Raw genomic sequence first — 25,249 nt, forward strand, 5'->3', positions numbered from 1 at the left:
GCGGGTTGGTTATCGGCCCCGGAACGGGGGCGCCCCGGTCACGGAGGGGCTGCCTCCTCGATCGTGGTCCGGCTCCTGCACCAGTTCCGTGCGCTTTCCGACAGGGCGCAAGGAAAATGCCAGCACAGCTGCTCCGAAGAGTGCGATGAGCATGATCCAGACCGCGCCGACGTGCATAGCGTGAATGAACGCATCATCGGCAGCGTGCGCAAGAGCGGGCCGTTGGATCTCGGTGGCGACATGCCGGGCCTGTTCGGCGGAAAGCCGCGCCCGGTCCTGCACCGACCCGGGTACAGCGCTCAGCGAGGGTTCGAGCGCGCGCCGGTACACGATCGACATGATCGTGCCGCCAACCGCGATCCCGATCACGCTGCCGGTCTGTCGCACGGTGTTGGTGACGGCCGACCCGGCACCGGCCCGTTCCAACGGCAGGGAGCTGATCAAAGCTGCCGTCACTGGGCCGATCACCATGCCGATGGTGAGGCCCTGGACCAACAGCAGGATCTCGATCCAGACGAGTGAGGTGTGCAGTCCGAAGAACCCGTACGCGCCCATGGTCAGCGCCGCCACGGTGAGCGCCGGCGGGGTGACAAGACGTAGCGGCCGGCGGCGAACCAGACGCGCGCCAAGGGGCGCCCCCAGGATCGCACCGAGCGCGGTCGGGAGGCCGGCCAAGCCCGCTTCCATCGGCGAATAGCCGCGTGCGCCCTGCATGTAGAACGCGTTATAGAAGGTGACGGCGGTCACGGCGAAGAGGAGCAATCCGAGCGCCGCGTTGCCGCCACCGAATGCACGTTCCGCGAGCAGTCGGGGATCGAAGCTGGGCATCTTGATCCGCAGTTCGACGAGTGCGAAAGCGGCCAGCAGGACCAGTCCGATGGCGATCGGCGCCCAGACATCCGTGCGGCTCCATTCGGCCACCTGCCCCGCCCGGATCAGCCCGTAGGCCAATGCCGCGAGCCCGGTGATCGACAGCAACATCCCAGCCGGGTCCAGTGGACGCGGGGTGGGGCTGCGGAAATTCGGGACCAGCACGACGATCCCGATCAGCGCCAGCGCCACGACCGGGACATTGACCAGAAAGACCGAGCCCCACCAGAAATGGTCGAGAAGCAACCCTGCCAACATCGGGCCTGCGGCCATTCCGACACCGGCGGACGTCGACGAAACGCTGATCGCGGTTGTCCGCGCGGGGCCGGTGAAGGTCCACATAAGGATGGCCAGGTTGGCGGGCATGATCAGCGCGCTGCCTACGCCCATTGCGGCTCGAGCGGCAATCAGCTGGCCTGCGTCACCTGCGTACGCCGCCCACACCGAGGACCCTGCGAAGACCACCAAGCCGGTTACGAGCACAGTCCGGTGACCGAAGCGATCACCCAGTGCTCCTGCGGTGAACATCAAGGTGGCGAAGGCCAGCGTGTACGAGCCTGTGGCCCATTGGAGCTCGGCCGGACTGGCATCCAGTCCACGGACCGGATCTGCGAGAGTCTCCAAGGTGGTACTCAGGATCGTGTTGTCCAGCCAGATCAGCAGCGAGCACAACATGAGAACGGCAAGAATCAACTGCTGCTTCAAATTCGGCATCGTTGGGGGCGTGTTCATAAATACCCTTGGGTGCGACCGGTAAAAGCCTGACGATGGGACCGTAGGCAATCGCCACGCCTCTGTCAATTCTCAATTGCCCAAAAAAATTGCTGCTTTCAGCGAAAAGCCGGGGGCATGTCGCCACCCCCCTGTCAATTGCCGAGAGCCCGTGTAAACCGCTGGTGGTAGCGAGTCGCAGGGGCATATTGCCGCCTCCCCTGTCAATTTCTAGGGCCCGTGAATAACTGCTGCTTTCAGCGAGTCGCAGGGGCATATCGCCAACCACCCTGTCAATTTCTTAGGGGTTGATCGCCAGGGACGGCGGTTGAGAGGTGTGTGCTTGAGCCCCCGGGCGTCGGTGAATTCCAGGGGGCTTCTTTCACGTCGCGTGCGGTCGGGCACGGCGAAGTGCTCATGGACGAGCGCACGGGCCACATCGACGGCTCGGCCTCAGCGCGCTACGCCCCCACGTCACTGCTGGCACGCGCAAGCGCGTCAAGGGTGAAGGACCAGAGGTCTGGCCACTCGACGGCAGGGTTCATCGCGTGACGGCACAACGGGCAGACCCATTGGCCGCGTTCGAGACGTCGAGCGGGTCCACTTGGTCGGTTCCTACGTCGTGGTCTGCCGCTGGGAGACCACGACCAGGATCTTCTCCCAGATTTTTCCCAAACGATCACCAGGGAAGCGGGAAGGGCCCGACCCGCGATGCGGATCAGGCCCCTGACCTGGTCTTACAGCTGTCGGGGTGGCGGGATTTGAACCCACGACCTCTTCGTGCCGAATGAGGCTCGGTCAAGATCTCTACCTGCGGCCGAGGGTGTTTGTGCTGGTCAAGGTGTTGGGTTGAGTTGGTCTTGGGTGGTGTCGCGGGGGCTTCGGGAGACAGTCGGCTCCCAGGTGACTCCCAGGGGGACAAAGCTGTGGGGCACCGCGAGTGCAGTCACAGACGGGGTGTGGCTCTTTTGGAGGGGTCTGCGCCCCGCCGGGCCTGCTCCTTCTAGCCGTCACACCGGTGCGTACTGGCCCAGCCCTACAGGGGTAGTACGCTGTACTACATGGAAGCTACCGCACGCGAACTCAACCAGCACTCGTCAAGGCTGCTCGACGAAGTGGCGCGCGGCGAGGAAGTCACCGTAACGCGCAACGGTCAGGCCGTCGCTCGCATCGTGCCTGTGCGCAGCTACGTCCCCGCCTACCCTGCGACACCTATCGGTGACATCGAGCTGCCCGACCTCGACTTTGACGACGACGACCTCAGGGTCGAGGACATGAACGACACCCTGCGCGGAATGGGCGGCGCGTGAGCGTTCCCATCGCCATCGCTGACACGAACGCGTTGTACAACCTGCTGCGCCCCAAGCAGTCGGAACACGCGCGTCATAAGGCCGCGCTTCCGTTCGTCCGGCAGTTCATCGTCTCGCCGATGGTTCTCGCCGAGCTGGACTACCTGATCACCGCTCGCGCCAAGTCATCCAAGTACGCGCTTCAAGCGATGGCGTTCCTGACCAACCAGCACGCACTGAACCGATTCGTCATTCCTGACGTGGGCCCTCACCTGGGCACAGCCGTTGCGGTTGCCGAAGCGTACAAGGACGCGCGCAGCGGCGAGGGCATCGGCATCACGGACGCTATGAACGTCGCGCTCGCCAAGGCATACGAGACGAATGCGCTGTTCACGTCCGACAAGGACTTCCGGATGATCCAACCGCTGACCGGTCACGCCGCGTTCCGGTTGCTGCCCGACGATTTGGAGTCCTCATGACCGACGTTCGGTGGGGAACGACGCGTACGCGGCAACTCACCGGCGAGCAGGTCGAGCCGTCGTCCGAGTACATCGAGGCCGGCTACGCCATCGCGCTCGGCCAGACGTAGGCCCAGGTCGCCGAGCGTGCCGGCCTGGCCCAGTCCAAGATCCGTTGCGGCTGCCGAGTTGCGGCTGCCGCTCAACCCAGGTGTGGGCGTTGGCCGGGCCGGTGAAGAAGTTCGGAGTTCCGCAGGCGACGTCGGCGGCGCGGCCCGTGCAGCGCCGTCACCCTCGGGGGCGCGGTGCGCCAAGATTCATTGATCCACTCCCCGCTCGCTCCCGAGAGGGCCCTGACCAGGTATTTCAGCTGTCGGGGTGGCGGGATTTGAACCCACGACCTCTTCGTCCCGGATGAGGAACAGGGAGATCTCTGACCTGTATCTCTTGGTGTCGATGCAGGTCAGAGGCGTGGTCCGCGTTGGTCTCGCAAGGTGCCGGAAGGCATGCCTTCCATGATCCACTCCCCGTCCACTCCCGGCACTCCCGACGGTGGAACCGGGTGGGCATGTCACAGATGCATCATCGCCATCATCTCAGGGCTCCGCACGCCGAGAGATACCTGGGGAACGTGCTGACCTGGTTCCATCCACCCAGCCTCTTCCGCGGCGGCGACGGCGGTCGTCTCAGCCGCATCCGCTGCGGCATTCAAGGCCATGTCCCTGCCCAGATTTCCCGCCAACGCTGCTTCCGCAGCAGCCATTGATGCCTTGAGCGCAGCGCGATAGGCAGCGACAGCGAGGTCACTTTTGCCGTCGTGGAGTTGGCCCATCTCTGCGGTTTGGCAGGCGGAGGCGGAGGCGTTCCTCGCGCAGCGGGAGTCAGCCGCAGGGTCAAGGGCGCTCTCGGAGATCAGGGCGACGGCCTGGGCGGACACGCGGGCGCCACGGGTGGCCTTCCACACGATCTCTTTTTCCGCCGGCCCGTCTTCATGGTTCTCCCCGAGGCCGCGTTGCTCGATGTAGTGGCAGGTGGCCGCGGCCCGGGAAGCGGCGCTCTGAGCACGCGCAGCGTGACTCTCCCTGAACGCCTCCTCGGGGGTGGCCTCCGCCGCCTCCGGATGCTCGGGGACTTGGTCCTTCGAGGTGACCAGTCGCTCATCATCGTTGTGTTCGCTCATTGCCATCTCCTCGTCTGCCACGGCGATGGTGCTGTTTGAATCAAGCGCCCGCCGTCGGCCTCGGACGCTGCACCGGACAGGGGCAGGCAACAGGCGTCCAGCAGGGTGGCACATCGGGCATGAATAGACCAGAGCGGTGCTCAAGTGCACGGACTTCTTGAGGTCCAAGCCTTCTTCGCGGTCACCATTCCCGTCACGTCCGCGACAGGCTTGATAGCTGACGGATCGTCAGATCGACGCTACCGTTGCGCCCATGGAGACATTCCCCAAGATCATCTCGGTGGATGACCACACCGTCGAGCCTCCCAACGTCTGGCGGGACCGACTCCCGTCCAAGTACCGCGACATCGGTCCTCGCATCGTCCGCGGGCCGGTGAAGCAGCTGACCTTCATCGGCGGCAAGTTCGCCCCCCTCATGGGCGCACCCGGTGACGACGGCCCCGTCGCAGACTGGTGGATCTACGAGGACCTGCATCGCCCCCTCACTCGCCTGGACACGTCCGTCGGCTACAGCCGCGACGAGATCAAGCTCGAAGGCATCACCTACGAGCAGATGCGCCCGGGGTCGTTCTCCGTCCCCGAACGCCTCGCCGACATGGACATCAACCACGTCCAGTCGGCCCTCTGCTTCCCGACGTTCCCGCGTTTCTGCGGCCAGACTTTCACCGAGGCGAAGGACCGTGAGCTGGGCCTGCTCGGGGTGCGGGCGTACAACGACTGGATGGTCGAGGAGTGGTGCGGTCCGCTGGCGCAGGGCCGGCTGATACCGCTCACGCTGGTGCCGCTTTGGGACGCGGAGCTGGCTGCCGCCGAGGTACGCAGGAATGCTGCGCGTGGCGTCCGGGCCGTCTGCTTCTCGGAGATCCCTCCGCACCTGGGGCTGCCGTCCATCCACACGGACTACTGGGACCCCTTCCTGCAGGCCTGCGACGAGACCGGCACGGTAGTTGCCATGCACATCGGTTCGTCCTCGCGCATGCCGTCCACGTCTGCGGATGCACCGGCGGCCGTCGGGTCCACGATCACGTTCGCCAACTGCTGTTTCTCGATGGTCGACTGGCTGATGAGCGGCAAGTTCGACCGCTTCCCGAACCTCAAGATCATGTATGCCGAGAGTCAGATCGGGTGGATCCCGTACGTACTGGAGCGCGCGGACGTGGTCTGGGAGGAGAACCGCGGCTGGGGTGGCGTGGCCGACAAGGTATTTCGTCCGCCGTCGGAGCTATTCCGTGAGCACGTCTACGGATGCTTTTTCGACGATGCGTTCGGCCTGAAGAACCTCGACTCGATCGGTGTCCCGAACGTCTTGTACGAGACGGACTACCCGCACAGCGACTCGACGTGGCCGAAGTCCAAGGAGGTAGGCGAGTCTCAGATGGGCCACCTGGCGCCTGCGGTGGTGGAGCGCATCGTCCGCGGCAACGCGATCGACCTCCTCGGCTTGACCCCGGACGGCTTATGGTCCAGTTCGGCGTCCGGCTGATGGTTCAGGCTTGTCCTCAACCGCTGGGCTGGGGGGTGACTGGGTGCCGTACGTGAGTGCGGACCTACGATTCCTGGCGCCGCTCTGGGCAGGGTCGGAACTGGAAACGGAGCGTCAGCCACCGAGTCCGCCCCCGGCCCTGCTCTGATGCAATCAGCTTGTGTCGTCGTTTCGGCGGGCTGGGGGTAGGAGGAGATCCCGTTCGGGGTGCTGCTCGCCGGTGACGCGGCCCTGGACGCCGAGGTCTATTCGCGCAGCTTCGTGAAACTCGTTGATCTCTCGGAATGCCGCACGGCTCCGTGCACGCCAGTCGTCCAAAGTTCCGGTGATCTTGCCTTCGGCCTGCCAATCGAGCTGCAGAGCTGCGGCGTTCAGCTGGTGGCCGGCCTCTACGACGGCATCACCGCCGAGCAGCATGACTTGCTCGAATACCCGCCCTCGCATGCGAGAAGCTTCCCTCAGCTCCTCAAGCAAATCGGCCTCGGGCTTCCCGCTCGGACGGATACCTTCCTTGTGCTCGTAGAGCTGTACAGCCAGGAAGATGCTCGCTCGCACCCTGTCGACGTAACCTCCGTACGCGTCGATCTTCCTGTCGTCCCACCGCGTTAGCAGCACATACCGGTTGCGGCTCCGCTCCATGGCGTAAGTCGCCAGGTGCGTCGTGAGCGCGCCCAGCAGCACGGCTGCAATCGTTACGAGCTGCTCAACGGCCACCAACTGGTCCCCCAGACATGAGACTTAAAGATGTCTAGAGGATCTTAGGAGTGAGACGCGAGACGCGTCCCCCCAAGAGCCATGCCGCTGTGCCCAGGCCCTGCGGCTGACCATCCGCCGCTCGTCGGAGCTACGAGAAGCTACAAGGCACTGAAACAGGAGGTGTCCCTGCCCCGGTTTTGGTCATCCGGGCAGGTCGAGCCACTTGGAGTGACGCTGTGACAGCTGTGACACTCCCCCTGTTTCAGCTGCTTGCTCCGGCAGGCCATGCCGAGTTGAGAGCGCTCAACTACAGGAACAAGCCAAGAACGTTGTCGATTGACCAGTTCTGCCAGCTCATGGCGAACAGCGCGACGACGGAGATCAGCGCCATCATCAGGTTCTGCCCCTGCTCGCCCCAGTCGTGAATCATCAGAATGAAATAGATCAGGTTGAGCACGAGCCCGCAGACGAGCGCGATGGGCGTCAGGAAGCCTGCGATGAGGCCGAGGCCGAGAGCCAACTCCGCGTAGGCGACGATGTACGCCATCAGGCGCGGGTACGGCTTCGCAAACCGGTTGAAACCATAGCGCACGAAGGGCCAGCGATGTTTGTCGGCGATGCCCGCGGCCCAGGTAATGCCCCCGCCGCCGAACCATGTTGACTTGTCCTTGTGGCGCCAGCTCTCCAACCACCACAGGCCGAGACCGATTCGAAGTACGGCCAGCCACTCGGCCCCGCTGAACCAGATCGACTGCATCGTGTACCCCTCTCTGCGCGCTGAACTGACGATGCGTCAGTTCAGCTGATGCGGATCGATCTCGCAAGGGGTGAAGTTCTTTCCATCTGCTTGCTGTTGATCAGGTGAGCCCATAACCTAAATCTGACGAGTAGTCAGATATGGGCCGGGCGGAACCGGCGAGCAGCAGGAGGCAACCGACGTGACCAGCGATGCGAGTGACGCCACGGATCTGCCCAGGATCATCAGCGTGGACGACCATGTGATTGAGCCCGCTCACCTCTTCGATACCTGGCTTCCGGCCAAGTACCGCGACAAGGGGCCGCAGCCCTTCACTGCGGGTATCGGCGAGCTGCAGTACATCGGTGGGAAGTACCGATTCACCACGGATCCGGCCGGCCAGCTCACCGACTGGTGGAGGTACGAGGGGCTGGTCTTCCCGTACAAGAGGATCATTGCTGCGGTTGGCTTCTCCCGGGACGAGATGACGCTTGACGGCATCACACGGGAGCAGATGAGGCGAGGCTGCTGGGACCCGAAGGCCCGCCTGGCGGACATGGACGTCAACCACGTGGAGGCATCGCTCTGCTTCCCCACCTTCCCGCGTTTCTGTGGGCAAACGTTTGCCGAGGCGCAGGACAAGGAGGTGGGTCTCGCCTGCGTGCGCGCGTACAACGACTGGATGGTGGAGGAGTGGTGCGGTGACAGCGGCGGCCGGCTGATCCCGCTGTGTCTCATCCCGCTGTGGGACATCGACCTTGCGGTAGCCGAGATCAGGAGGAACGCCGCGCGCGGCGTCCGTGCGGTGACCTTCAGCGAAATCCCGACGTACCTCGGGCTGCCGTCGATTCACTCGGGTTACTGGGATCCATTCTTCGCAGTGTGCGAGGAGACCGGCACCGTCGTGAACATGCACATCGGATCTTCGTCACAGATGCCGGCTGCTTCGCCGGACGCACCGCCCGCCGTCCAGGCGGCCTTGAGCTTCAACAACGCCATGGCGTCCATGATGGACTTCCTCTTCAGCGGTGTCCTGGTGAAGTTCCCACGCCTCAAGCTGGCCTACAGCGAGGGGCAGATGGGCTGGATTCCCTACGCACTGGAGCGTGCCGACACAGTGTGGGAGGAGCACCGTGCCTGGGGTGGGGTCAAAGATCTAATCCCCGAGCCGCCGTCCACGTACTACTACCGGCAGATCTTCTGCTGCTTCTTCCGCGACAAGCACGGCATCGCCGCAATCGACGCCGTCGGCGTCAACAACGCCACCTTCGAGACCGACTACCCGCACGTCGACTCCACCTGGCCGCACACGAAGCAGGTGGCTGCTGACCATATGGCAGGCCTTCCGGAGGACGTGGTGTACAAGCTGCTGCGAGGCAACGCCATCCGTATGCTGGACCTGTCCTTCGATCGGGACCGGGCGGCTGCTGTAACTGCCTGAGCTGGGGCGCCGGCCACGACGGTGGGTGCTGAGGGCGCACTTTCCCTCAGCACTACGGTTGGGGTGGCACTCTGCGGAGAGGCAATCGAATGAGCAAGCAGACGTCAGAGGCCCTGGTCACCTTGGGTCGCTGGTACGTGCGCCATGCTCCAGGCTCGATCGGCAAGGCGCCGATGGCCGCGACATACCTGAATCCACGGTTGCGGGAGTACCCGCGCCGGCGCCTCACCCGTACTGAGTTCGGCGCCGAATTCGCTGTCGATACCCAGGACCTCATCCAGCGCTACATGTACCTGTTCGGGGTGTGGGAGCCGCGCATGACGCAGTGGCTCAAGCACCGGCTTCGGCCCGGCGATACGTTCGTGGATGTCGGGGCCAACATCGGCTATTTCAGCCTCCTTGCCTCGCGCCTGGTCGGGGATGAGGGCCAGGTAGTGGCGATCGAGGCATCACCGGCCTTTCATGATGCCGTTCTGCGGAATGCTCAACTCAACGCCTGTCGTAACATTCGCGCGGTCAACGCTGCTGCCTCCGACAGCAAGCGGCTGCTGACTTTCACGCTCGCCAGCTCGCACAACATGGGCGCGAACAGCATCGTTCCTTACGACGGCCCCGCGGAATCTACGTTCGAGATCGAGGCGCACCCGCTGACGGCGATGCTCAGCGCGGCAGAGATCGCAAGTGCCCGAGTGATCAAGATTGATGTAGAGGGCGCAGAGGGGGGCGTAGTGCAAGGCATGGCTTCCCTGCTCGACCAGCTCCGCCCGGATGCCGAGATCACTGTCGAGGTCACGCCTGAGCGGATGGCTCAGCTCGGGGACTCTGTCGCAGAGCTGATGGAGACGATGCGTGACCATGGTTTCCACGCCTACCGCCTCGCCAACGAGTACGCCCCGGAGACCTATCCAGCGGCGATACGTGGCGCCTCCTCCGTGCCGGTTCGATGGCGGGGGCCTGTCGTGGACGAGAGTGATTTGATCTTTTCGCGGGTCGAGGCCGAGACGCTTCCATAAAACTGCCCGGCTCCCCTTGGAAAGGGAAGCCGGGCCACAGCCGGACGGGAAGAACGGAAGTGCCGCTGAGGCTTTGTCTTCCCGGTGTCACCATGCGCAAGCGTCGCAATCGGCAAGCGTCATGACTCGTCCTCCTCTCGGGATACCCGGGCAAGGTCAGTGAACACCCGCCGAAACAGCTCATGTCCAGTCCGGCCCGTGTGAGTCAGGCACCACATCTGGGCGCTGTCCGCGTCGTTCATCGGTCCGGAGGTAGCCCTGCACCGGTCGTTGACGCAGAACGCTTCGGCGGTGATACCGCCCTCGGGCGCATGTCGGAGCGTGTGTCGCACGTAGCGGACCGCAGCGCGGCTCACCGAAACGCCTCGGACTCGAAGTCAGGCTCATCGCCATCGTTGCTGTCGGCGGGCTCGTCGTAGTTCGCTGCGGGCAGGCGCGCACCTCTGCTCGTCGCGATCCGCAGCGCGGCGCCGAGAGCATCGGTCACGAAGGTAAGAGCGAGACGAAGGTCCTGTGGGTCCGCATCCCGGGCCGCCACAACGCCTTGGACAGATGTCAACGCCGTATACCCGTACGTCAGTTGTTCCGCTTCTACTTCATCGGCGATCCGCGACACGAGGCTTTCGGAGCCGTCCGAGCTTAAGTAGCACGGATTCCCCTCAGGGCTGGCCCATGGAAGTAGTCGGAGACGAGAATCGGTCTGTTGCTCAGGAGACGGGGGCAGTTCTTTGTTCGGGTTGTACGTCACTGGGATGTCTCCAGCTCCTGGTCGTGTTCTGACGTAATGAAGACGGCCTCGGTGCGGTCGCCAAGGAGGACGAGGAACGCCACTTCGACGACGCGCCCGGTGGTATCCGTCCACGTGCGCTCGACTGCGAGCACGGCGGCCCTCGTGGTGATGCCTAGCGTCTGGGCCTCTGCCAGGGTCGGCGGCCGGGCGGTCACCCGTTCGACCACCGCTGCGAACTGGATGCCAGCTGCGGCAAGGTGGTCCCGGACGTCGCAGCCCCAAGGTGACCGGCTCGTCTCGGGCATGTTGAAGGTCGCCACAGAGCGGGGGACGTAGACGCGGGCCAGGCTGAGCGCTGAAACTCCCTGATGACTCAGGTAGATGTACTCGGTCAACTGGGAGCCCAGTGGCACCTGCAGGAGCGCGGACAGGTCGGCGGGTGCGTCCAGTTCGTTTGTGCTGACGCTGACATGAAGCTCGGTCGGGGCTGCAACCTGTTGATCTGCCGCGCGGCGGTCGTTGACGTACGTGATGCGTTGGGTCGGCCGACGGACGAAGTTTCCGCGGCCGTGGAACTTCTCCACCAGGCCCTCGCCCTGGAGCAGCTCCAATGCGTACCGCAGAGTCGGCTTGCTGACCTTGTACCGGGAGGCGAGTTCCTCCTCCGGGGGTAGTTGCTGCCCCGCTGCAAGTGCGCCGGTCGTGATGAGGTTCCGGAGATCGTCTGCGATGTGCTGGTAGCGGACAGCCATAGCTGTGGATCACCATTTCCGTTTGGCGGTGAGGTGCTGCATGACCGGTGCTGCAGATCGGCGGATTTGGGCGAACATGCTGGTCAGCTCCCTATGGCTGATGGCTTCGCCCTCGGAAAATGCCGACTGTCGCGGTGGTGTCCTTGCGAACAGCGGCCCATACGGAGAGGCCGCTCGCGCTGCTGTCGACTTGGCCGGACCAGTCGGCTGTCGCCAGCAGCGCCAATACCTCTCGCCACGACTCGGCGGAGAGTGATTCGGGTACTTCCGCCTCGATGTGTGTGTGATCGGAGTAGTCCGTCACCTGCGGGATGAGTCCAGCGGCGGCCAGTCGTTCGAAGATCGTGTCGGCACGAACTTCAGGTGAGGGCACAAGGCGTTCCTCCATAGCCGTGAGATCACTCATGGTTAAGGTGGTTAACTACCTTACAGGTAGTGGACTAGATTTTTCTATATGCGTGAGCAACCGCCCTACCTTCGGATCGCTGAAGAGCTCGCTGAGCGCATCGCGAGTCAGGAATGGGTGCCAGGAGACCGGCTACCGTCCCGTGCCCAACTTGCCCAGGAATGCGGTGTGGGTGACAACGTCGTTCGCCGCGCGCAAGAACTGCTGATCTCGCAAGGAGTTCTCGAAGGTCGTACGGGGTCAGGGACCTACGTCGCCGAGCCGCGGACGCGTGCGCGGATGGTCCGGGCACTGCATCGGGAGCTGACCGGAGGACCGCCGTTCCGTGCGGACATGTCCGCGCTCGGCAAGTGGGGATCGTGGGAGACACGCACCGAGGCCAAGATTCCGGCTCCCGCAGACATTGCCAGGCGCCTCGGAATCACCGAGGGGGACCTCTGCGTGCGGACGGCGTACGAGTTCCTGACGGACAACAAGCCCGTCTATCTGTCGACGAGTTGGGAGCCGTACAGCATCACGGCCGGAACGTTCGTGGTGCTGCCGGAGGGCGGTCCTCATGCCGGAATCGGTGTGGTTCGCCGCATGGCGGAGATCGGGATCACCGTTGACCGTGTGGTGGAACAGCCGGAGCCGCGAAAGGCGACCGCCGAGGAGGCAGGCCTCCTCGGCGTACCGCAGGCCGTACTGGTCACGCATATTCGGCGGACCTACTACAGCGACGATGGCCGAGCGGTAGAGACGGCGGACATCGTCGTCCCCGCAGCCCTGTGCGAGATCGTCTACGAGGCAGCGACTAGCCCTTGACGGGGTAGCGCCACTGCAAGTACGCCAGGGATCGGGCCCTCGCCTCCACAACCGCCATGCGCGCATCGCGCTCGGCGGTATCAGTGTGGGAGGCCTGGTTGGTCGCCTGTCCCTCCCACTTGCGGTAGAGCAGTCCGGCCTCGCGAGTGAACCAGCCGCGGGCGACGGCGTTCAGTGCGAGCAGCAGCCCAGTGTCCTCGGATGCCGGCAGAGCCATCCATCCACCGAGGGCAAGCATCAGGTCGCGGCGAATGAAGAGTGTCGCCGGGTGGACCTGCGCGCGAAAGCCGTTCGCCTTCCAATGATCCAGTACCGCTTCCCGCTCGATGGGGCCGTCGTCCGGGTCCTGGTCGAACCCGAGGGTGGAGCCGTCGGGCAGGAAGTCCAGGACGCGCGAGGTCGCCCATCCGATGCTGGGGTCGCCTTCGAGCACGGCCAGGTCGCGAGCCAGGGAACCGGGCGTCAACTGGTCGTCGGCGTCCAGAACCTTGACGTACTCGCCATCGGCGTGGGCCATGGCCATCATGCGGGTGACTCCCGGGCCGCCTGGCCGGCCTTGCCGGAAGGTCACTCGCGAGTCGTCGGGCACGTGAGGTGCGACAGCGTTGCCCTGGCCGTCCTCTTGGATGACCCAATGCCAGTCCCACCCCTCAGGGAGTTCCTGTCCAAGCAGGGACTTGTACGCGTCCGGCAGGAACTTGGCTGAGGGCTCATGAACGGCAGTGATGATGATGATGCGCCGACGCACGGCGGTCACCACCTTTCCAGTTGGGTGGTGAACAGCATTTCCGTACGGTCGCCGGGCAAGATGACGTCGGAGATCTCCACGGCGCGATCGTCGGTGTCGATCGACGTCTTTCGCAGAACCAGGACTGCAGTCCCCGGGGGCAGGTCGAGTTCCTCCGCCTCTTCCGCCGTCGGGGGGCGAGCGGTGATGCGCTCCTCGATGCGGTCCAGCTCGATACCCACGGTGTAGAGCTGGTTCTGGGTGCCTCCCGGCCAAGGTTCCTTCGTCGCGTCCAGGAGATCGGGGTTCTCCGCAACGAGGTCGCGGACGAGGTGGGAGCACACCAGGTTGAATGGTGCGCCCTCGGCGCGGTAACGCGTCCGGTACATGCGCTCGATGAGGGCAGTCCCTTCGGGAACGCCGAAGGAGTCCGCGAGCTGCTTATCCGCCTTGATCTCGCGGTATGCCGCGTGGAAAACCAAGTCGTTCAGCTCTAGGCCGGTGTCGTGCTCGGTGGCGCCCGTCTGCGCGCGTGCGAGTTCCGGTGCACGGGCGCGGTCCTTCTCCCACTGGTGCCGGCCGTTGGTGCGCTCCACCATCGTGCGAGGGCGGCGCACGAAGTTGCCGCGGCCGTGTTTCTTCTCGACCAGCCCTTCGGCCTGCAGGAGGCTGAGCGCCTGCCGGAGGGTCGGGAGGCTCTTCCCGTACTGCTCGACCAGCGTCGTTTCCGAGGGGAGACGGTCGCCAGGATTGAGCTGACCTGTGCGGATGAGCTGGCGGAGGTCATCCGCGATTCGCTCGTATGCCTTTGCCATTGGTGCTCACCGTCCTGATCTTCTGCGACTCGCAGCATACAAGTCCTCAAGAGGTCTTGACGAGTGGGGGAGCTACGCCATAGTCATCGCAAGTCCTAAAGAGATCTTGAGGACAGGAGGTCCTTAGGAGTTGGGATTGTGCCCGTCTCCAGCGTCCTGCCGCTACTCCAAATCCCAGGGGGGATTCCCAATGAAGATCGCAATTGGTGATGTAGTCCGCGATCGCAGCACTATGGCGATCGGCACCGTGGCCGGGCACGCAGCCCAGGACGACGGCGAGATCCTGGTGGCGCTTCGGCTCTCGGGAGGGGCGGTTCACCTCGCGGAGCCCGAGTTCCTGGATGTTGTGGCTCGGTGCTCCAGGCTGATGGCGACTGACCGACTCCTCGCGACTCGCTGTGTACTCGCCCTCGCCGTTCTCGCCGCGATCTGCGGCTTCCGGGCCGCGCAGGAGCTGGGCGGTGGCTGGCTGCTGATGTTCCTGGCGGGCCTCGGCTCCTATTCGGCGGTCATGACCGCCTATCAGTGGTGCCTGCGCCTGACCGGCCCCCGGGCTTTTCACGTCTGAGTACTCCCTCGGCTGGTGACAGCGGCCGACGGGTCAAGAAAGCCCGCTGTCACCGGCTCTCCCATCCCATCCAGGACTTAGGAGAGACCTAATGCGTACGTACGTAGGCGACCAGGAGGCCCTGAATGCCTTCGAGGTCGAGGAGCTGGCTTACGGCTTCGAGGACTGGGAACCGCAGGACTTCCGGGAGCTGTTCCTCGGCCAGGCCGGAGAATCCGCCGAGCAGCGTGCGGCTCGACTGGAGGTGGCCCGTGAGGTGCTGATCGAGCTGCAGGAGCTGGGCGAGACCGATGAGATTGCCTGGCTGAACGCCCTCTACGCGAAGCAGCTCAGCAGCACGGTGTTGCTGAGGAACAAGACCAGTTCGAAGCCGGCGGATTGGGCGAAGGAAGCGGCATGACAGTGCCTACCTTCCGCCCCTGGAGCGCCGTCGCCCTCTATGCCGCTGCTGCTCTTGTGGTCTTGTGGTTGACGTGGCGCATCCTGCGCAGGATGCGTGGAAATGAGCGCAGGGGAACACCCGCAGTTCGGGTCGCGGCTGTTGCTGCGGCAGGGTGTACCGCCTACAGCGCTGATACGTCCTGGCGGTTCGCCGCTCATTACTTGGACATGGGTAGCTCGATTGAACGCGCGGCCATGTTCGGAGCGGCCGAGTTGGCTCTGTTTGCCACCGCGCTCATGGCTCGGCAGAACCTCAACGGCCCCAACGCCGCGCCAGGCGCGCCGGGCGTTCTGGTGTGGGTGATCACTGGAGTTCAGATCATTCCGGCGTACTCCGAGTCGGGGCTCGTCGGTGGAACGGTTCGGGCATTCGTCGGACCGGTCATGGCCGCGATGCTGTGGCATCTCGCCATGGGCATCGAGCTTCGGCACCGGAAGCCGGATGCTGAATCAAATGGTCTCGCCGCGCTGTTGAGCCGGGAATTGCGGGAGCGATTCCTCTCCCGGCTCGGGATCGCCGAGCGCGACAGAAGCGCAGCTCAGATCACCAAGGACCGCGCCACCGTACAAGCGGTGGCCCTGGCCGCGCGGCTCGCGGAGAGGCCGCCGAGGAAGCGCGGCGGATGGCGTGAGCGCCGGACTGTTCGGCGGCTATCGGTTGCAGTGGCTCGTGCCTCGGTAGGTACGGACCCTGAACAACGCCGCACGCTCCTTGATCAGCTCGCGGTGCGACGGCATGCAGTGGCCCTGGCGACTGTTGAACTGCCCTCCCCATGGGAGGTGCGCCTCGTAGACCCTGCGGCGTCCGCGCTGTCTGCCCAGGTACGTGACCAGATGAGGCAGGCCACCGACGGCATTCGTCGCAGCTACCCGCAGGTGCTTTTTCCCGATGTCCGACCAGTTCACGAGGTGAACGCGGAAGCGCGTTCACCTGAACACCCCTCTGAACATCCCTCGCCCCATGAGGTGGCACCGAAGGAAGACGCGCAGCCGCAGAAGCTGGGCACCACGGAGGCCCAGGCCGTCATCGAGGAGGGCTGGTCCCAAGGGATCAGCGTCCGGGAGACCGCGAGACGCGCCACGCGTGCTCCCAGCTACGTGCACAGCGTGTTCGTGAAGCTCGACGTCGACCGCGGCCCTCGGCCGGTCTCCGGCCAACTCACTTTGGTGAACGGCCGGGGAGAAAGCGACCTCGACCAGCTCTGACGGCATTCAGATTCGCCAAGCGAGGCCCGGACGATCGGCCGACCAAAGCGCCGTCCGAGTCCCTTCCACTCCACACAAGGAGCAGACCTACCGTGTCTGAGATCCACGTCTTTGACGAGCCTGAAGAAGAGCCGGACGACGCGATGGTGGGCGGTGCTGAGAACACCGTGTCGGCGTCGGTCCTGCAGTTCCCGGCAAAGAAGGAAGAGGAGGTCAAGCCCGGGGAGTGGGAAGCAGAGCTCCCGGACGCCGACAACCCGGAAACGGCGGACCTCGAGGAAGGGGCACCGGTCGACGCGCCGCGCGCGGTCTACCCGCCATCGGTTGCTGAGTGGATGGCGGCCCACGACAAGGCACGCCAGCCGGTGTTGCCGGACTGGGTGAAGCTGCCCGACCAGCGCAAAGCCGTGCGGAAGTGGGCCATGCGGCACTACTCCACCATGGTCGGCTACCACGCGGTTCGCCTGCCGTGCGTCTACGTACCCAAGCTGCTGGTCTACTCCCCGCGCGGCGCGTGGCGCTGGTCGGCCGCGGTCGGCCGATGGGTGTCTGACGCCGAGGGCAAGGCGCTGCGGTTGGCTGCGGTGGCTTCGGAGGATGCGCGCGAGTACCTGAAGCTGTCGCGGCAGCGGGACGCGCGGGTGAAGTTGCGCAGCATCATCGCCACGCTTTCCGGCTTCGTCGGACTGGCGGCTGCGCTGACCGTGTACGTGATGGCGGCCTCTTGGCTGCTCACGCTCGCGATTGCCACCATGACCACCGCTCTTGGTGTGGCGGGGACGCCGGCTGACCGGCCGCTGATTGACCGGGCGAGGGTGGCCTTCCGCAAGCGCAAGCTGTCGTCGGATGTCATCACTCGTGCCTTCACTGCGGCCGGGCTGACGACCAAGGACCAGGGAATCGCGTTTCCTCGGCCGATCGGCCGGGACGGGGACGGTTGGCGCGTCGTGGTCGATCTCCCGTACGGCAAGGGCTTCAACGATGCGCTGGCCAAGCGCCGGGCGCTGGCTTCGGGTATCGACATCGCCCCGACGCAGATCTTCCTGGATCCGGACCTGTCGTCGGAGCGCCGGGTGTCGCTGTGGATCGCTGACCGCGACCCGCTCGCCGTTCCAGCCGGTCGTACCCCGCTGCTCGGTGCCACCCGGGTAGATTTCTGGAAGCCCTTCCCCTGGGGCGTGGACGAGCGTGGCAACCCGGTCATGGCCACCTTGCTATGGCTGTCGCTGCTGGTCGGTGCGGTGCCCCGCCGATGAGGTGCAGGAGTACCTGACCCACCCCATCCACGGCAAGACCATTCTGGAACTGCTGGTCTACCTCGCTCGGGTCGCTCCCGCAGTGGGGGTGTCGGTCATGAACAGCACGCAGAAGCCGGACGACACCGCCTGCCCGTCGGTGCTGCGTGACCAGCACCAGGCCCGGTTCTCGTTGCGCGCCGGATCCTGGCAGGTCTCGGACGTGGTCCTGGGCGCCGGATCCTACAGCGAAGGCCTGGATGCCTCCCGGCTGCTGAAGTCCCACAAGGGCGTGGGTCTGCTCAAGGGGATGACGGACGAGTCCGGCATCGTGCGCACCTACCTCGCCGACGGACGCGACGCGGACGCGATCCTCGTCCGCGCTCGCGCCCTGCGGGAGGACGAAGGCACGCTGTCGGGTGACGCGGCCGGCCAGGTCATCTCCTCCCGCGGCGCCGACGCGATCCTGGACGACATCGGCGCGGTGCTCGGACGCAAGGAAGACAAGGTGTGGTCCGAGACCGTTGTGGACCGCCTAGCCCAGCTCAACCCCGATGCCTACGGCGCATGGGCCGAGCTGGAAGGCCGAGCCAAGGCTGACCAGTTGGCCGCCGCGTTGAAGTCCTACGGCATCAAGACCGAACAGGTCTGGGGCAAGACCGACGCGGGCAAGGGCGCCAACCGGCGCGGTATCGACCGCCAGCACATCATCGAAGCAATCAGTCAACGTGACAAGAAGCGGGCGGCCAAGTAGCCCGAAACGTTGCTGGGTCTAGCGACTCTCCTCGCTAGACCTAGCAACCTCGCTAGCAACCAGAACCGTGCCTGAACTGGTCACTAGCGTCTATCGATTGATGTGCTCATACCCCGGAAACCAGCCCTGGAGGCCCCTCGTGACCCTTCCGTTGCTCGCTAGCGCCCTCCTGCTGCTCTTCACAATCTGTTATGCCGCTGTCTGTGCCGCGAATCCGTTCGGCCGCTGCTACAAGTGCGACGGCCTCGGCTTCAAGCTCAAGCACACCCGCAGTGGCAAACCCAGGCGCGGCAAGCATTGCCGCCGCTGCGACGGCCACGGCATTCGCATACGGCGTGGGCGCCACCTGTGGAACCTGTGGGCCCGCACCTACCGCAACGGCACCCGCTGACCGCGCTCCGCCCTTGTCTGCCCTGCGATCGGAGTTCCCTGCTATGGCCGTGACTATCTCCGCCGTCGTGCTACTCGGCGCCATCACGTTCTTCCTCCTCAAGTCCAAGTCCGTCGGAGCAGGCGGAGCCCTCGTGCTGTTCTTCTTCGGTTTCTTCGTCGCCGGGACCGGCGCTGCCGGCCCCATCACCGACATCACCACGTCAATCGCCCAGACCATCGCCGACCTTCGCACCTGAGGAGCTGGCCATGGGTCCAACGCACACAGGCCTCAAGTTCATGGCCGCAGATCACCTGCGTGATAGCCCGGAGGTCTCAGTGAGCACGGAGCGCAGCGAGTTCACCGCGCAGATGTCCCGTACGCGGGACGGTGCTCACTGGAGGGTTTACGTCGTCATCTACGGCGCGATCCGGTGGCCTGAGGCTCTGCTTCCCGCAGGTAAGGGCATCCCCACCGTCACGGCTCGCATCGGTGCCCTCAGCTCACTCGGCTACACCCCGTCCAGGGGTCACCTCGGCGAACTCTGGGACTGGGCCGAAGCCCCGGGGACCGAGGAGGACGCCAACGAACCTTCAACTCATCGCCGTCTTGACGGTGTCACCAGAGAGCCTCACACAGGGCTCCTGACTTGTACCCGGGGCAGCGGCCGACGGGTCAACGAACACCCGCTGCCCCGGTACTCCCATCCCATCCAAGCAACAGGAGGTGCTACCAGGATGCACCACAACACCCCTCTCCCGCTGGCCGACGCCGCTCGCGAAGCGGCTGAGCGTGGCTGGCACGTCGCCCCTCTCGTCCCCGGCGCCAAGAGCCCGGCCGTCCGTTCCTGGGAGCCGCGCGCTACGACCGATGCTGAGGTCGTCGCCCGCTGCTGGAGAGCAGGGACGTATAACTTGGGCATCGCAACCGGACCCTCCCGGCTCGTGGTCATCGACCTGGACGTGCCCAAGCACGATCAGGACTTCCCGCCCATGTGCACGCCCTCGGGCGTGACCGATGGTGCGGACATGCTCGCGATGCTCGCCGAACAGCATGGTCAGTCCTGCCCCGGCGAGACCTTCACTGTCCGGACTGCGAGCGTTATCACCGGGGGCTGAGCCCCTCTCTTCTATGTCTGCTACGAGCGTCACTGTGAGGGTTCTGCGTCGTTGAAGCATTGCTATCAACGGGAGTTCTTCAACGAGACGGAACAGCACCAGTGGCACACAGCTTGGCGGTCCGCCCATCCGGCGGTCAGCGGACGTGGACCGTGATCGATGAGAAATACCGGACGGTCGCCCCGGTCGAGGCGTGGCTGGAGGCACACCGACACCTCTGGTCTCCCAACACTGTCCGCGGCTATGCCACCTCGCTGGCCCAGTGGTGGACGTTCCTCGAACAACGAGACGAGACCGCGAAGTGGCGCGATCTCGGAGTTCCAGCGGTCGCCGGGTTCCTGTCCTGGCTACGCAACGGCCGCACGGTCGAGCACGTCCTGGTCGAGCCCGAGGACGCCCCGTCGCTGGAGACGCTGGAGGCGAGACTGGCCGCGCTGATCTCCTTCTACCGCTGGCAGGAAGCGGTCTTCGCGGTGCCGGTCGCGGGCCGGCTGATGCGCGGAACACCGCGCCGGACTCCGGCCCGCGGACTGCTCGCGCACCTGGACGCCCGAACCGCGCCGGGCCCGTCCTCGCTGGTCCGCGTCCGGCGCCAGCGTCATCACGGGCGCCCGCCGCTTCTGCTGCCGCCCGAGATCCAGGCGATCCTGGACGGCTGCGCGAGACCGGACGCGTTCGGCGGCGAGTGGGCCGGGAACCTGCGCGATCGGCTGCTGTTCGCCCTGCTGGCAGAGACCGGGATGCGCCTGGGTGAAGCTCTCGGCCTGCGGATCTGCGACTTCATCATGGGCCGCGGCGGCACGCCCTACGTCGAGATCGTCCCGCGCGAGGGCAACCCGAACGGGGCGAGGGTGAAAATGATGCGCCCGAGACGGGTCTACGTCGGCACTGATCTGGAGCGGCTGTTCGCCGACTACCTTTCCCATCTCGCCTGCCGGGCAGGGGAGTTCGGTATGGAGATCGGTACGGACTCGCCACTGCTGGTGAACCTGGACAGGCCCCCGCTGCTGGCCGCCCTGCAGGAAGGGACAGTGCGGGACAAGACCGCCGCCCTGCGCAAGAAGAAGATCGGGCCGACATTGTGGACACCGCACTGGTTCCGCCACAGCCACGCCACCGCGCTTCTGCTGGCCGGCACGCCCGAGTGGGTGGTCTCCCGGCGCCTCGGGCACGCACACGTGCAGACCACGCTCGACCTATACGGCTGGGTCCGGGAGGACGAGGCACTGCGGGCCGCAGCGAACTGGAAGTCGTACACAAGCGGATGGCAGGTGGCCGGCAGTGAGTAAAGATCTTCGTCGACTGCGCGTGGCCGGTCAGGTCGACCCGGTCGAGCGCCTCCGCCTTGATCTGCCCGACGCCTGGCGAGGCCCGGTCATCGGCCCCGACGTCCCTGGCTGGCACACTGCCCCCGGCGCCCACAAGGACAACATCAGACTGACCGGGCTGCCCGAGACCTTCCAAGTCGAGCTGGCCTGGATGGCGCACTGGCAGGAAAACGTGGACGGCACACCAGCCTCGGTCCAGCCGATCAACCAGTTCGCGCTCGCCCTGCTTCGGGCGATGAAGGAGAACAAACCCTTCCCGGCCTCGGTCCGGGAGATGAGCTGGGAGACGGCAGAGGCACTGCTCGGCTGGTTCTACGCGACCCGCTGGAAGCGGCTGCCTCCAGAAAGCTGCCGCAGCCGCCTGCGGGCCCTGTTCCGGCTCGCCCGACTGGCCATGATCGCCCGCAGTCACGACGGGCACTGGTGGGAGCTGGACGTATGGCATCCCCGCTGCGATCCGAGGATTCCCATCTCCCCACGTGAACCGAACAGCAACCGTGTCACCCCCGGCAGAATCAGCCACAGCTGGCTTCGCGCCGCCGTCAAGTGGCACCTGGGCACCAGCCTGGAGGCCGGCACCCTGCGCTGGTCCACCATCAGCCAAGCCCGGCTCCTGGTGCGATTCGACCGGTGGCTTGCCGTCACCTTCGACGACGCCACGGACGTCCTCGGTGACCCGGCGTCGGCGCCCGCCCACGCGGCCGCGTTCCGACAATGGATCGCGGACCCGGCCAACCGCTGGCAGCGTCCCCGAGACCGGTCACAGAAGGGCGTGGTGCACCCCCGCCTCATCAACAATGACCTGCAAGCAGTCGGCGAACTGTTCGCGTTCATGGCAGAGAATTCCGCTGAAGCCCGCTCGATTCTCGGGCCCTCGCCTTGGCGGCATGTCACCGAAGCACACGCGGCCAGCTGGTTTCACCAGGCATCCCTGCGCACGCCACGGCAGCACGATCTCAACGACGAGCACTACGTCGATGATCACGCCCTCGCGCAGATCACAGCCGCGCTGCCCCTGATCGGACTGCCACGCGGGCAGCACATGACCGTCACCCGCAACGACGGCACCCAAGTCCCCGCCGAGGGGTTCGGCGATCCGCAGGCCATGCGCATGATCCTTCTCCAGATTCTCACCGGCCGACGGGCCAGCGAAGTCCGTATCTGCGAGTTCGGCTGCCTCTCGCCAGCCGACAAGCCAGCTGACGCTGACGGCGAGGTCGTCCGCTTCCGCTATGCCCAAAGCAAGATCGATATCGCGCCCGACACCATCCTCATCGACCACGAAGTCGCCGCGGTCATCGAGGAACAGCAACAGTGGGTACGCGAGCAGTTCCCGAACATCGAGCCCCGGTTCCTGTTCACCCAGCGCATCAGCAACCTCGCCGGCACCAAGCCCTACTCGTCGGGCACCTACGGCCGGGCCCTGCGCAACTTCAGCGACATCGTCCAGATCCGGGACGGCAAGGGCAGGCCGGTGAAACTCAGTCACACGCACCGGTTCCGGCACACCAAGCTGACCCGGCTCGCCGAGCTCGGCCTGCCCGTTCACGTCCTGATGCGCTATGCCGGGCATGCCACTCCGTCGATGTCGATGCACTACATCGCCGCTCGCCAGGAGCACGCTGAGCAGGCGTTCCTGGCCACAGCCAAACTGAAGGCGGATGGCACCCACGTCGTCTTCTCCCACAACGATCACGACAGCCTCCACCTGTTCAACCGCGCTGACCGGTTCCTGCCCCACGGCTGGTGCATGCTGCCGCCCCTGCAGAAGTGCGACAAGGGAAACGCCTGCCTGACCTGCTCGGTCTTCGTCACCGACGCTTCTCATCAAAGCTCTCTGGAACGACAGTTGGCCGAGACCGAGGCCCTGATCAACCGCAGCACCACCGCGTTCCAGGAACGGCATGGCCGCCCGATGCCCGAGGACAACGTCTGGATGTTGCAACGGCGGGCCGAACACGCGGCCCTCACCAAGCTCCTGGACACCCTCCGTTCCAAGCCCGGACGCGCCGTCCAGGGCGCTGGCTGCAGCGCTGCCCCCACCGGCCCTGTCCCCCTCACCCTCGACCTCGACCGTCACCGAAGGACTCGGCCATGACCGACGACGCTCGCACCAAGCGCACCCAGACACTTGCCACCGCCGCGAAGGCCAAGTCCCAGGCCAAGACCGCCGCGGCCGAGAAGGCGATCCGCACCCTGGTCAAACGCGGTGAGCCGATCACCTTCCAGGCCGTCCAGCGCGAGGCCGCCGTCTCTCACGCGTTCCTCTATAACCACCCCGACCTGCGAGGACGCATCGAACGACTCCGTGCCCAAGCCCAGCAGGTTCCCGCGCCAACGCCTCCGGCCGACGAGCAGAGCACCCTCGTCCTCGCGCTGACCAGTCAGATCACCCGCCTGAAGAAGCAGCACCGAGAAGAAGTACAGGCCCTGCGAGATGCGCTGGAGCAGGCCCACGGCGAGAACCTCGACCTCCGCCGCGAACTGGACCGCGGCGGTCGATCCAGCGGACCCTGCTGAAATCAGGCCTCGGTCATCAGCTCTATCAGCTCGTCGTCGCTGACACCGGACCGGAGCCGGACATCGAAGTTGTATCCCTCGTCGCAAAAGACGAGGTCAAGGCCCGCAGGAGCGAGCCAGCGGAACACGACCGCCAACCACGCGGCGTCATCCTGCCAAAGATCCAGATAAAGGCAGGTGCCGTCCTCATGCAGATACGCCTCGCCCGGACCATTCTCGGTCTCGAAGGCCCAGCAGAAGCTTCGTGCCTCGCTGTGATGCATCGAGTCGATCTCGACGCCTGCCCATCTCGCCCGAATCGCTGCCGTCAGCGCCTCCAGGTCGACCCGCCATCCGCTCGCGCCACTGTCGACAGCCACCATGAACTTCGCCACGGCGAATACCTATCACCCGATGCCGACATCCCGCACCGACAACAACGTTCCATCGATCGCATCAGCAGCCTGAACTGGGACGAATGCCAGGCTAGCGAGACGAACCATCGATAACGTCCGGTGGCAGGCACCTGTACTTCGTCGCCCCGAACGACGTAGAGCTTCGCAACACCGCGGGCAAACTGGGCTGGAAGATCGATAGCCGAGCGGGCGGTGGCTACGTCGTCGGCGCCAAGCGCCCCCGCACCGTTGCCCGGAGGGCCGCATGAGCGAGAACGCCGCCAACCCTGTTCCAGCCGGCCACGACGGGTTGGTATCCGAAACGGGCCCCGAACGAAGCGCACCCGGTGCCCGTGCTGGCTCACCCTTGGCCGGGCGTGCCAGCACGCGGCTGGAACGCCTCCGGGAGGGCTGAGGCGTGCTGGCTGCCGATTGCCCGGGGTCTCACTCCCCACGGGCTGCGGCACACTCACAAGACGTTCATGGATGAGCGGGGCACACCGTCAAAGCTGATGGACGAGCGCCTGGGCCACGAGGACGGCTCAGTACAGGCCCGCTACTCCCACATCACAACGGAGATGCGGAGGAGGCTCCTGCAGGCCCTGACCGAGACATGGGAAAAATCCCTGGACGCACGCTTGGCGATGTCACCCGGGTCACCCGTGGCCGTCTCGACGAGCTGCTGAAGGCGCGTCAGTAAGGGCATCGGGGAGTCCATTCCCGTGAACCACTTTCAAGCCACTCGCCAAAAGGCGCCGTGAACGAATCAGGGCCGGCACTCTTCGCGGAGTGCCGGCCCTGGCCTGCTACTTATCTGTCGGGTTGGCGGGATCTACGGCTGCTCAACAGAAAGGTCGTCGTGAGCAGCAATCAGGCCCGGTTTGGTAACAAGCGAGTGGGGCCTGATCTGCGATATACGAGGCTCACCGTCACGAAGCGTGGCCCCGCCACTGAGATGAGTCGGAGATAGTTGGCTGACTGCCGGGGAGAAGGAAGAGCTCTTGCCTTAATTGGAGCTTCCTACCCCGCTGTACCAAAGAGCATCGCGCAACCTGATGCCCTGTACATGATGAGCTCGCGGTAGCGACCGCAGGGTGAGCTCATGAGAGTGCCCGGTCGCTGGAGACGGGGGATGCACCAGCGACCGGGCTGTATCCAACCGTAACAAGGCTGCTTGTGTAGGGATAGGCAACGAACCTGCTGGAATGAGGAGTTGTGAGCAAG

Annotated in this window: 28 protein-coding genes and 2 pseudogenes; 19 read left to right on the top strand and 11 right to left on the bottom strand. The window is 65.2% G+C overall.

Annotated elements, in window-relative coordinates; all coding sequences use genetic code 11:
- Nucleotides 1-9: 9 nt before the first annotated feature.
- The gene (locus QMK30_RS07460; RefSeq protein WP_283516386.1) at nucleotides 10-1,575 is read right to left on the bottom strand and encodes an MFS transporter; all 1,566 of its coding nucleotides are present in this window, start codon (nucleotides 1,573-1,575) and stop codon (nucleotides 10-12) included.
- 1,067 nt (nucleotides 1,576-2,642) lie between these two features.
- Between QMK30_RS07460 and QMK30_RS07465 the strand changes: the two genes are divergently transcribed.
- Together QMK30_RS07465 and QMK30_RS07470 are read left to right on the top strand one after the other, a co-directional pair.
- Nucleotides 2,643-2,891, top strand: coding sequence for a type II toxin-antitoxin system Phd/YefM family antitoxin (locus QMK30_RS07465; protein ID WP_283516387.1), 249 nt, complete (start codon nucleotides 2,643-2,645; stop codon nucleotides 2,889-2,891).
- Entirely contained in the window at nucleotides 2,888-3,349 is a 462-nt protein-coding gene (locus tag QMK30_RS07470) for a PIN domain-containing protein (RefSeq protein WP_283516388.1), read from the top strand. Before QMK30_RS07465 ends, QMK30_RS07470 begins: the two co-directional genes overlap by 4 nt.
- A 550-nt stretch (nucleotides 3,350-3,899) precedes the next feature.
- Here QMK30_RS07470 and QMK30_RS07475 read toward each other — a convergent pair.
- Entirely contained in the window at nucleotides 3,900-4,529 is a 630-nt protein-coding gene (locus QMK30_RS07475) for a hypothetical protein (RefSeq protein WP_283516389.1), read from the bottom strand.
- 232 nt (nucleotides 4,530-4,761) lie between these two features.
- Here QMK30_RS07475 and QMK30_RS07480 point away from each other — a divergent pair, with 232 nt between their 5' ends.
- Nucleotides 4,762-5,991 carry an amidohydrolase family protein gene (locus QMK30_RS07480; protein ID WP_283516390.1) on the top strand — a complete coding sequence of 410 codons (1,230 nt, stop codon included), beginning with the start codon at nucleotides 4,762-4,764 and terminating at the stop codon, nucleotides 5,989-5,991.
- Between the two features lie 153 nt (nucleotides 5,992-6,144).
- Here QMK30_RS07480 and QMK30_RS07485 read toward each other — a convergent pair whose 3' ends face one another.
- Both QMK30_RS07485 and QMK30_RS07490 read right to left on the bottom strand, forming a co-directional pair.
- Nucleotides 6,145-6,705: a hypothetical protein gene (locus QMK30_RS07485; protein ID WP_349362048.1), complete on the bottom strand. Its 561-nt coding sequence runs from the start codon at nucleotides 6,703-6,705 to the stop codon at nucleotides 6,145-6,147.
- A 289-nt stretch (nucleotides 6,706-6,994) separates the two neighbouring features.
- Nucleotides 6,995-7,444 (bottom strand): DoxX family protein, encoded by a 450-nt coding sequence (locus tag QMK30_RS07490; protein WP_283516392.1) that lies wholly within the window; start codon nucleotides 7,442-7,444, stop codon nucleotides 6,995-6,997.
- Nucleotides 7,445-7,625: 181 nt separating this feature from the next.
- On the opposite strand from QMK30_RS07490, the gene QMK30_RS07495 reads away from it, so the two are divergent.
- Together QMK30_RS07495 and QMK30_RS07500 are read left to right on the top strand one after the other, a co-directional pair.
- Entirely contained in the window at nucleotides 7,626-8,864 is a 1,239-nt protein-coding gene (locus QMK30_RS07495; RefSeq protein ID WP_283516393.1) for an amidohydrolase family protein, read from the top strand.
- A gap of 89 nt (nucleotides 8,865-8,953) precedes the next feature.
- Nucleotides 8,954-9,877, top strand: a complete 924-nt coding sequence (locus tag QMK30_RS07500; RefSeq protein ID WP_283516394.1) for an FkbM family methyltransferase — start codon at nucleotides 8,954-8,956, stop codon at nucleotides 9,875-9,877.
- Between the two features lie 119 nt (nucleotides 9,878-9,996).
- Here the strand turns inward: QMK30_RS07500 and QMK30_RS38715 are convergent, their stop codons facing one another.
- The 4 genes from QMK30_RS38715 to QMK30_RS07515 form a co-directional block, all read right to left on the bottom strand.
- The gene (locus QMK30_RS38715) at nucleotides 9,997-10,233 is read right to left on the bottom strand and encodes a DUF7848 domain-containing protein (RefSeq protein WP_502963084.1); all 237 of its coding nucleotides are present in this window, start codon (nucleotides 10,231-10,233) and stop codon (nucleotides 9,997-9,999) included.
- Nucleotides 10,230-10,493, bottom strand: coding sequence for a hypothetical protein (locus QMK30_RS07505; protein ID WP_283516395.1), 264 nt, complete (start codon nucleotides 10,491-10,493; stop codon nucleotides 10,230-10,232). The genes QMK30_RS38715 and QMK30_RS07505 overlap by 4 nt, the downstream gene beginning before the upstream one ends.
- A 128-nt stretch (nucleotides 10,494-10,621) precedes the next feature.
- Nucleotides 10,622-11,359, bottom strand: coding sequence for a GntR family transcriptional regulator (locus QMK30_RS07510; RefSeq protein WP_283516396.1), 738 nt, complete (start codon nucleotides 11,357-11,359; stop codon nucleotides 10,622-10,624).
- Between the two features lie 91 nt (nucleotides 11,360-11,450).
- Complete coding sequence (locus QMK30_RS07515) at nucleotides 11,451-11,765, bottom strand: hypothetical protein (RefSeq protein ID WP_283516397.1); 315 nt, start codon at nucleotides 11,763-11,765, stop codon at nucleotides 11,451-11,453.
- A 48-nt stretch (nucleotides 11,766-11,813) separates the two neighbouring features.
- Here QMK30_RS07515 and QMK30_RS07520 point away from each other — a divergent pair, with 48 nt between their 5' ends.
- Nucleotides 11,814-12,569, top strand: coding sequence for a GntR family transcriptional regulator (locus QMK30_RS07520; protein ID WP_283516398.1), 756 nt, complete (start codon nucleotides 11,814-11,816; stop codon nucleotides 12,567-12,569).
- Here QMK30_RS07520 and QMK30_RS07525 read toward each other — a convergent pair.
- Both QMK30_RS07525 and QMK30_RS07530 read right to left on the bottom strand, forming a co-directional pair.
- Nucleotides 12,559-13,317, bottom strand: coding sequence for a glycosyltransferase family 2 protein (locus QMK30_RS07525; RefSeq protein WP_283516399.1), 759 nt, complete (start codon nucleotides 13,315-13,317; stop codon nucleotides 12,559-12,561). The genes QMK30_RS07520 and QMK30_RS07525 overlap by 11 nt on opposite strands.
- A gap of 5 nt (nucleotides 13,318-13,322) precedes the next feature.
- Nucleotides 13,323-14,111 carry a GntR family transcriptional regulator gene (locus QMK30_RS07530; protein WP_283516400.1) on the bottom strand — a complete coding sequence of 263 codons (789 nt, stop codon included), beginning with the start codon at nucleotides 14,109-14,111 and terminating at the stop codon, nucleotides 13,323-13,325.
- Between the two features lie 190 nt (nucleotides 14,112-14,301).
- Here QMK30_RS07530 and QMK30_RS07535 point away from each other — a divergent pair, with 190 nt between their 5' ends.
- From QMK30_RS07535 to QMK30_RS07585, 11 genes are all read left to right on the top strand, one after another.
- A complete protein-coding gene (locus QMK30_RS07535) occupies nucleotides 14,302-14,679 on the top strand; it encodes a hypothetical protein (protein ID WP_283516401.1) in 378 nt (125 codons plus the stop codon).
- Nucleotides 14,680-14,770: 91 nt separating this feature from the next.
- A complete protein-coding gene (locus QMK30_RS07540) occupies nucleotides 14,771-15,079 on the top strand; it encodes a hypothetical protein (protein ID WP_283516402.1) in 309 nt (102 codons plus the stop codon).
- Nucleotides 15,076-16,326 (top strand): hypothetical protein, encoded by a 1,251-nt coding sequence (locus QMK30_RS07545; RefSeq protein ID WP_502963085.1) that lies wholly within the window; start codon nucleotides 15,076-15,078, stop codon nucleotides 16,324-16,326. The genes QMK30_RS07540 and QMK30_RS07545 overlap by 4 nt, the downstream gene beginning before the upstream one ends.
- A gap of 92 nt (nucleotides 16,327-16,418) precedes the next feature.
- On the top strand, nucleotides 16,419-17,582 hold the full coding sequence (locus QMK30_RS07550; protein WP_283516403.1) for a hypothetical protein: 1,164 nt from the start codon (nucleotides 16,419-16,421) through the stop codon (nucleotides 17,580-17,582).
- A 1-nt stretch (nucleotide 17,583) separates the two neighbouring features.
- Nucleotides 17,584-18,315: a hypothetical protein gene (locus QMK30_RS07555; protein ID WP_283516404.1), complete on the top strand. Its 732-nt coding sequence runs from the start codon at nucleotides 17,584-17,586 to the stop codon at nucleotides 18,313-18,315.
- Between the two features lie 139 nt (nucleotides 18,316-18,454).
- Nucleotides 18,455-18,706, top strand: a complete 252-nt coding sequence (locus QMK30_RS07560; RefSeq protein ID WP_283516405.1) for a hypothetical protein — start codon at nucleotides 18,455-18,457, stop codon at nucleotides 18,704-18,706.
- A 43-nt stretch (nucleotides 18,707-18,749) separates the two neighbouring features.
- A complete protein-coding gene (locus tag QMK30_RS07565; protein WP_283516406.1) occupies nucleotides 18,750-18,944 on the top strand; it encodes a hypothetical protein in 195 nt (64 codons plus the stop codon).
- 40 nt (nucleotides 18,945-18,984) lie between these two features.
- Nucleotides 18,985-19,803 (top strand): DUF6303 family protein, encoded by an 819-nt coding sequence (locus tag QMK30_RS38720; protein ID WP_502963093.1) that lies wholly within the window; start codon nucleotides 18,985-18,987, stop codon nucleotides 19,801-19,803.
- A gap of 152 nt (nucleotides 19,804-19,955) precedes the next feature.
- Complete coding sequence (locus QMK30_RS07575; protein WP_283516408.1) at nucleotides 19,956-21,092, top strand: tyrosine-type recombinase/integrase; 1,137 nt, start codon at nucleotides 19,956-19,958, stop codon at nucleotides 21,090-21,092.
- Nucleotides 21,085-23,229, top strand: a complete 2,145-nt coding sequence (locus QMK30_RS07580; RefSeq protein ID WP_283516409.1) for a tyrosine-type recombinase/integrase — start codon at nucleotides 21,085-21,087, stop codon at nucleotides 23,227-23,229. Before QMK30_RS07575 ends, QMK30_RS07580 begins: the two co-directional genes overlap by 8 nt.
- On the top strand, nucleotides 23,226-23,651 hold the full coding sequence (locus QMK30_RS07585) for a DUF6262 family protein (protein WP_283516410.1): 426 nt from the start codon (nucleotides 23,226-23,228) through the stop codon (nucleotides 23,649-23,651). The genes QMK30_RS07580 and QMK30_RS07585 overlap by 4 nt, the downstream gene beginning before the upstream one ends.
- A gap of 2 nt (nucleotides 23,652-23,653) precedes the next feature.
- On the opposite strand, the gene QMK30_RS07590 is transcribed toward QMK30_RS07585, so the two are convergent.
- The gene (locus QMK30_RS07590) at nucleotides 23,654-24,025 is read right to left on the bottom strand and encodes a hypothetical protein (protein ID WP_283516411.1); all 372 of its coding nucleotides are present in this window, start codon (nucleotides 24,023-24,025) and stop codon (nucleotides 23,654-23,656) included.
- Between the two features lie 116 nt (nucleotides 24,026-24,141).
- On the opposite strand from QMK30_RS07590, the pseudogene QMK30_RS07595 reads away from it, so the two are divergent.
- Nucleotides 24,142-24,258: pseudogene (locus tag QMK30_RS07595) on the top strand (bifunctional DNA primase/polymerase); the annotation flags it as partial.
- Between the two features lie 54 nt (nucleotides 24,259-24,312).
- A pseudogene (locus QMK30_RS07600) lies at nucleotides 24,313-24,711 on the top strand (tyrosine-type recombinase/integrase); the annotation flags it as partial.
- Nucleotides 24,712-25,249 lie beyond the last annotated feature (538 nt).

Origin of the sequence: Streptomyces sp. H27-C3 (genome assembly GCF_030063415.1) — a bacterium.
GTDB lineage: Bacteria > Actinomycetota > Actinomycetes > Streptomycetales > Streptomycetaceae > Streptomyces.

Excerpts from the sequence above, each read along its gene's own strand:
- QMK30_RS07465 (WP_283516387.1), top strand. The coding sequence starts at position 2,643 with ATGGAAGCTACCGCACGCGAACTCAACCAGCACTCGTCAAGGCTGCTC.
- QMK30_RS07530 (WP_283516400.1), bottom strand. The coding sequence starts at position 14,111 with ATGGCAAAGGCATACGAGCGAATCGCGGATGACCTCCGCCAGCTCATC.
- QMK30_RS07565 (WP_283516406.1), top strand. The coding sequence starts at position 18,750 with ATGGCCGTGACTATCTCCGCCGTCGTGCTACTCGGCGCCATCACGTTC.
- QMK30_RS07545 (WP_502963085.1), top strand. The coding sequence starts at position 15,076 with ATGACAGTGCCTACCTTCCGCCCCTGGAGCGCCGTCGCCCTCTATGCC.
- QMK30_RS07535 (WP_283516401.1), top strand. The coding sequence starts at position 14,302 with ATGAAGATCGCAATTGGTGATGTAGTCCGCGATCGCAGCACTATGGCG.
- QMK30_RS07510 (WP_283516396.1), bottom strand. The coding sequence starts at position 11,359 with ATGGCTGTCCGCTACCAGCACATCGCAGACGATCTCCGGAACCTCATC.
- QMK30_RS07520 (WP_283516398.1), top strand. The coding sequence starts at position 11,814 with ATGCGTGAGCAACCGCCCTACCTTCGGATCGCTGAAGAGCTCGCTGAG.
- QMK30_RS07540 (WP_283516402.1), top strand. The coding sequence starts at position 14,771 with ATGCGTACGTACGTAGGCGACCAGGAGGCCCTGAATGCCTTCGAGGTC.
- QMK30_RS07490 (WP_283516392.1), bottom strand. The coding sequence starts at position 7,444 with ATGCAGTCGATCTGGTTCAGCGGGGCCGAGTGGCTGGCCGTACTTCGA.
- QMK30_RS07515 (WP_283516397.1), bottom strand. The coding sequence starts at position 11,765 with ATGAGTGATCTCACGGCTATGGAGGAACGCCTTGTGCCCTCACCTGAA.
- QMK30_RS07585 (WP_283516410.1), top strand. The coding sequence starts at position 23,226 with ATGACCGACGACGCTCGCACCAAGCGCACCCAGACACTTGCCACCGCC.
- QMK30_RS38720 (WP_502963093.1), top strand. The coding sequence starts at position 18,985 with ATGGCCGCAGATCACCTGCGTGATAGCCCGGAGGTCTCAGTGAGCACG.
- QMK30_RS07480 (WP_283516390.1), top strand. The coding sequence starts at position 4,762 with ATGGAGACATTCCCCAAGATCATCTCGGTGGATGACCACACCGTCGAG.
- QMK30_RS07500 (WP_283516394.1), top strand. The coding sequence starts at position 8,954 with ATGAGCAAGCAGACGTCAGAGGCCCTGGTCACCTTGGGTCGCTGGTAC.